The 5338-nt window shown below is 57.4% G+C and carries 6 protein-coding genes and 1 tRNA gene; 5 read left to right on the forward strand and 2 right to left on the reverse strand.

Going from position 1 to position 5338, the window contains the following annotated elements:
- From JQM66_RS12315 to JQM66_RS12325, 3 genes are all read left to right on the forward strand, one after another.
- The coding region (locus JQM66_RS12315; RefSeq protein WP_235230159.1) for a tyrosine-type recombinase/integrase at positions 1-887 on the forward strand (887 nt) is incomplete at its 5' end.
- Entirely contained in the window at positions 877-1074 is a 198-nt protein-coding gene (locus tag JQM66_RS12320; protein WP_235230160.1) for a helix-turn-helix domain-containing protein, read from the forward strand. The genes JQM66_RS12315 and JQM66_RS12320, both read left to right, overlap by 11 nt.
- 96 nt (positions 1075-1170) lie before the next feature.
- Positions 1171-2337 carry a tyrosine-type recombinase/integrase gene (locus JQM66_RS12325; protein WP_235230161.1) on the forward strand — a complete coding sequence of 389 codons (1167 nt, stop codon included), beginning with the start codon at positions 1171-1173 and terminating at the stop codon, positions 2335-2337.
- A 99-nt stretch (positions 2338-2436) separates the two neighbouring features.
- Here JQM66_RS12325 and JQM66_RS12330 read toward each other — a convergent pair.
- A tRNA-Ser gene (locus JQM66_RS12330) sits at positions 2437-2528 on the reverse strand.
- Between the two features lie 146 nt (positions 2529-2674).
- Positions 2675-2857 carry a hypothetical protein gene (locus JQM66_RS12335; protein WP_235230162.1) on the reverse strand — a complete coding sequence of 61 codons (183 nt, stop codon included), beginning with the start codon at positions 2855-2857 and terminating at the stop codon, positions 2675-2677.
- A 126-nt stretch (positions 2858-2983) separates the two neighbouring features.
- Between JQM66_RS12335 and JQM66_RS12340 the strand changes: the two genes are divergently transcribed.
- On the forward strand, positions 2984-4084 hold the full coding sequence (locus JQM66_RS12340; RefSeq protein WP_235230163.1) for a bifunctional histidine phosphatase family protein/GNAT family N-acetyltransferase: 1101 nt from the start codon (positions 2984-2986) through the stop codon (positions 4082-4084).
- Between the two features lie 200 nt (positions 4085-4284).
- Positions 4285-5241, forward strand: coding sequence for a calcium/sodium antiporter (locus JQM66_RS12345; protein WP_235230164.1), 957 nt, complete (start codon positions 4285-4287; stop codon positions 5239-5241).
- Positions 5242-5338: the final 97 nt, after the last annotated feature.

Raw genomic sequence — 5338 nt, forward strand, 5'->3', positions numbered from 1 at the left:
ACGAGACACTGGTTGCACAGTTGGATCGTATTTTCCGGCACAATCGGCAAGGCAGCTTTCATACGAAGCGGCGTTATTATGAGGCCATGAAGCGATTCTGCGCCTATTTGGCCGATGTATACCATCTGCAGAAGCTATCCAACATCAGCGGCAAGCATCTTGTCAGTTATGTGATCTATCTGCAGGACACCGGCAAATCGGCCAGTACCATCAAAACAGATCTGGCTGCCATCCGGTTTTTCCATGACAAGATGGATCACAAGTACACGCTGCCTTCCAACGACGAGTTAGGCGTTGCATTGGAACGCCGCAGGTTCGGGCAGGATGACCGCACCTGGAGCATGACGGAGTTCAACAAGATGCTGGGTAAGGCGCTGGCGATTGACCGTTATGATTTCATTCTCGCGATGTACCTGGCCCGCTATTCCGGCCTACGCATCCACGAGTGCTTCCGTATCGACAGCGCCACGGCGGAGCGGGCGCTCCGGGAGAACGCCATCACCATCAAGGGGAAGGGCGGCAAGGTGCGGACGGTTCCCATCAATGAGCAGATTGCCATTGCCATGCGGAAGCAGCTGGAGCGCACACCACGGGGACATAAGCTGCTGGTGCCTGATGAGATACCCACGGACCGGGCTATCAACCATCTGCAATTTTTCATTATGAAGCACCGGGACGAAGTGCGGGATGCGGACTCTGACCGCCCAATGACATTCCATGGGCTCCGCCATACATACGCGGCGGAGAAGTACCAGGAACTGATCAACAACGGCAAGAGCCCGCTGGACGCCCATTTTGAGGTCTCCCGTCTGTTGGGCCATGAGCGGCCGGATGTGACCAACATCTATCTGGCCTCCGTGAGAAAGGGTGATAAGCATGGCCAGTAAATATCGCTCTTACGATGAACTCCCGCTGACCCTTCGGGTAGAGGACCTGATGCCCATTCTCGACATCGGGAGAAATACAGCCTATGAGCTGGTCCGCTGTGGAACGATTCGCAGCATTCGGATCGGCAAGCAGCTCCGCATTCCAAAAGATGCGCTGGTAGAGTATCTTTCCGACGAGAACCGATGATTTCATGAAATGTTGAATTGACCGCATTCGGTGGCTGGGGTACAATAAAAGTACCCTAACCACGGAATCGGTCGGCGCGCGGAAAGGAGTATAAACGTGCGAAAGACAAGAAAGAACGCACAGGGTGCCGGAACGATTCGTAAGAGAGCCGATGGCAGGTGGGAAGCACGGTTTACGACCGGCTTTGACCCGGCCAGCGGCAAACAAGTCCAGAAGTCGATTTACGGAAAGACGCAGAAGGAAGTCCGGGAGAAGCTGGCACAGATCACAACGGAGCTGGATGATGGAACCTATATGGAGCCCACGAAGGACACCGTCGAGGAATGGCTGGATACCTGGCTTGAGACCTATGTGAAGTATTCTGTGAAGCCCTATACACTGGACGCCTATCAGAGGAACTGTGATAACTATATCAAGCCAATGCTGGGGAAAATCCGGCTGGCGGCGCTGAACGCTCCGCAGATACAGCGGTTTTATAATGGTCTCCTGACTGAGAAGGAACTCTCTCCCAAGACGGTCCGCAACATTCATGGTGTATTCCATAAGGCATTGGAGCAAGCTGTGAAGCTGGGAATGATACGGAGCAATCCGACGAACCTCTGCGATTTGCCAAAGGTTCGCAGGAAGGAGATCCATCCTATGGAGCAGGAGGAGATCACTGCTTTTCTGAAGGCGATCGAAGGCTGCAAATATGAACTGGTCTACCGTGTGACGCTGTTTACCGGGATGCGGCAGGGCGAGATCCTGGGACTGACCTGGGATTGCGTTGATTTTCAACACAATGCGCTGTATGTCAACAAGCAGCTTCAGAAAACCAAGAAGGTGGGCGGACAGTACGTACTGGCCCCGACCAAAAGCGGACGCAGCCGCATGATCACGGTGGCGCCTTCTGTGATGAATCTTCTGAAAAAGCAGAAAAGCCAGCAGGCGCAGATGCAGCTGCTGGCAGGGCAGGATTGGAAGAATCCCTGGGACCTGGTATTTACAAATGAATTCGGTGGGAATCTCTCCCATTTCACGGTTTATAAGACCTTCAAGGAGATCGTGAAATCCATGGGACTGGAGCAGGAGCGTTTCCATGACCTCCGCCACAGCTATGCAGTGGTATCTCTGGAGAGCGGCGACGACATTAAAACGGTACAGACCAATCTGGGCCATGCCACCGCCAGTTTTACGCTGGATGTTTACGGCCATATATCCCAGAAGATGCGCCAGCAGTCCGCGGACCGGATGGAGCAGTTTATCCAGAAAGTATCCGGGTGAGTACCCCCTAGGAGATTGTTAAAAAACCTCGTAAGGGTCAGCGTAAGGGTCAAGGGGTATGACAAAACCCTGGAACCGTTGCGATTCCAGGGTTTCTTGTGGCGGAGAAGGAGGGATTCGAACCCTCGAAACGGTTTTGCCGTTTACATGATTTCCAATCATGCGCCCTCGACCAACTAGGCGACTTCTCCATAGCTGTTCCAGTGCTTTTCCGCAGATACAGTTGTCTGCCGCCTCGAAGAGACAGCGTTATCATTATAGCAAAGGATTCTGAAAAGTCAAGCCCTGATTTTACTTTTTTCAAAAAAGCGGAGGGCCTCTGCCCTCCGCCCGCGCCTCAGCGCATTTCGGAAACGATGTTGTCCACGGCGTGGTCCACGGCGACACCCAGCTTGTGGATACTTCTGCCCACCTGTGTTTTCATGGGATCTCTGCCGCAGGGCACCATCATCCCTACCGCGGCACCGGCCATCAATCCGGCGCCCATACCGATCCAAAATCCGGTACACATCTTCATCATCAGTCACTCCTTCATCGGCACGGAGCTAGTATGGCCCGAATCTGACAAAAAATTTCGGACAAGATTTGCCAAAATGCTGCATAAGAGATATACTATCCGGGAAATCAACTTGTTTCTGGAGGCAGTATGACCAGCATCTATCTGATCCGCCACGCGGAGGCGGAGGGAAATCTATACCGCATCGCCCAGGGCCAGGACAACAGCAACCTGACGGATCGGGGCTGGAGGCAGGTCCGGGCGCTGGAGAAGCGGTTCGCGGACATCCATATTGACACCGTGTACGCCAGCGACCTGTACCGGACCTGTGCCACCGCCAGCGCCGTATACAAGGCCAAGGGCTTGCCGCTGCACCGGATGCGGGAATTGCGGGAGATCTGCGTGGGCCGCTGGGAACAGCGGACCTGGGGCGACATCTACCGGGAGGACCCGGTACAGATGAACTATTTCAACCGCCAGCCGGACAAATGGCATGTGGAGGGCGCTGAAACGCCCGGGCAGGTGCTGGAGCGGGTGCTGACGGCCATCCGGGCCATCGCGGCGGAAAATGAGGGAAAGACCGTGGCGGTTTTCTCCCATGGCTACGCCATCCGCCTGATCCTGGCGTATCTGCAGGGCTGTCCCCTGGAGCGGCTGGGGGAGACGCCCACCGGCGACAACACGGCGGTCTCTCTGCTGGAGGCGGATGAAGACGCCATGCGGGTGGTGTTCCGGGACGACAACAGCCATTTGAAAACGCCGGAGTTCCTGGAGGGGGAGAAGGTCCGTAAGCGGGCCGTGGCCCTGGAGCCGGGGCTGTGGTTCCAGCCCCTGCGGCTGCCGGAGCAGTCCGGCTTTCTGCGGGAACTGCTGTCCCCGGAGTGGGGCGCCGCCTTTGATCTGGAGCGCCTGCTGGCAGATGTGGCCCGCCGGGAGACCCTGGTGGGCTATCTGCGGGAAGAGCCGGTGGGTGTGGTCCAGCTGGGACCGGAGCCGGGCTGGATCTCCCTGCTGTGCATCCGGGCCGACTGCCGGAAGCGGGGCTTCGGCGCCCAGCTGATTGGCCAGGCGGTGCAGCACACCCGCCCGCTGGGAGGCGGACAGCTCATGGCCGCCCTGGCGGAGGAACACGCCGCCCGGAGCTTCTTTGCGGACTACGGATTCCATGCCGCTGGGACCCTGGAGGACGGGCGGACGCGCCTGGAAAAAGATATCCGCTTTCTGCCGGAATTTTTGGGCGAAACGGATTGACACGGCCTGTATGTTTTCCTTATAATAGGTGTATCATAATAAAGGGGAGTAGCTTGCGCCTCCGGGCGTGGTGCGGCTCGTCATCACAGCGGCCATGGGCCGCTCGGACGCATCGTAAAAGCGAGACCTTTATTGCACGGGGAGAGGTCTGTGCAATAAAGGTCTCTTTTTCTGTGTAAATTGTTGAGAGGAAGATGTAAATGAACGTTTGGATCACAGTGCTGTTGTTTTTGCTGGGGTTGCTTCTGATCGTCAAGGGCGGAGACTGGTTTTTGGACGGTGCGGTCTGGATCGCGGAGACCACCGGCGTGCCCCGGTTCATCATCGGCGCCACCATCGTGTCCCTGGCCACCACGCTGCCCGAACTGACGGTATCCGTCACCGGTGTGCTGCAGGGGGAGGTAGACCTGGCGGTGGGCAACGCCGTGGGGTCCGTCACGGCCAACCTGGGCCTGATCCTGGGCATTTCTGTCCTGTGTATCCCGTCAGTGGTCAGCAAAAAGCAGTTTCATCTGAAGGCCATTCTGATGGTGAGCGGCGCTGCTCTGCTGCTGGTGCTGTGCCGGGGCGGCGTGCTGCCCTTCCTGCCCAGCCTGGTGCTGTTCGTCATCTTCGCGGTGTACCTGGGCAACAACATCGTGGACGCCAGGGCCGGCATGGCGGAGAGCCGGGAGGAGCATCCGGAGCGCCGCACCGTCTCCCGGCGGAAGATGTGCATGAAGCTGGCCATGTTCGCCCTGGGCATCACGGCCATCGTCATCGGCTCCCGGCTGCTGATCGACTACGGCAGCGAACTGGCTCTGCTGCTGGGCGTTCCTTCCGCCATCATCGGCGTTACCATGGTGGCCATCGGCACCTCCCTGCCGGAGCTGGTGACCACCCTGACGGCCATTGCCAAGAAAGAGGCCTCCATGTCCGTGGGCAATATCATCGGCGCCAACGTCATCGACCTGACCATGATCCTGCCGGTGTGCTCCGCGGTCTCCGGCGGCAGGCTGACCATTGGCCCTCAGACCACTACGCTGGACCTGCCGGTCTGCCTGCTGCTGTGCTGTGTGGCTGTGCTGCCGCCCCTGTTCAAGGGCAAGTTCTACCGCTGGCAGGGTGTCCTGATGCTGGCCCTGTATGCGGGCTATGTGGTGCTGTTGGTGACCTGAAAACAAAAACATGACCGCCTCACCTGAAGTGACCCCGAAAAGTTAGACAATAATTGCAATCAAAAATTGTTCAAGCAACCGAGAGGGCTTGTTGTCT

Source organism: Oscillibacter valericigenes (genome assembly GCF_021531915.1).
GTDB classification, from domain to species: domain Bacteria; phylum Bacillota; class Clostridia; order Oscillospirales; family Oscillospiraceae; genus Oscillibacter; species Oscillibacter valericigenes_A.

What these genes read in the sequence shown, in the direction of transcription:
- JQM66_RS12320 (WP_235230160.1), top strand. Translation starts at nt 877, where the DNA reads ATGGCCAGTAAATATCGCTCTTACGATGAACTCCCGCTGACCCTTCGG.
- JQM66_RS12335 (WP_235230162.1), bottom strand. Translation starts at nt 2,857, where the DNA reads ATGATGAAGATGTGTACCGGATTTTGGATCGGTATGGGCGCCGGATTG.
- JQM66_RS12340 (WP_235230163.1), top strand. Translation starts at nt 2,984, where the DNA reads ATGACCAGCATCTATCTGATCCGCCACGCGGAGGCGGAGGGAAATCTA.
- JQM66_RS12345 (WP_235230164.1), top strand. Translation starts at nt 4,285, where the DNA reads ATGAACGTTTGGATCACAGTGCTGTTGTTTTTGCTGGGGTTGCTTCTG.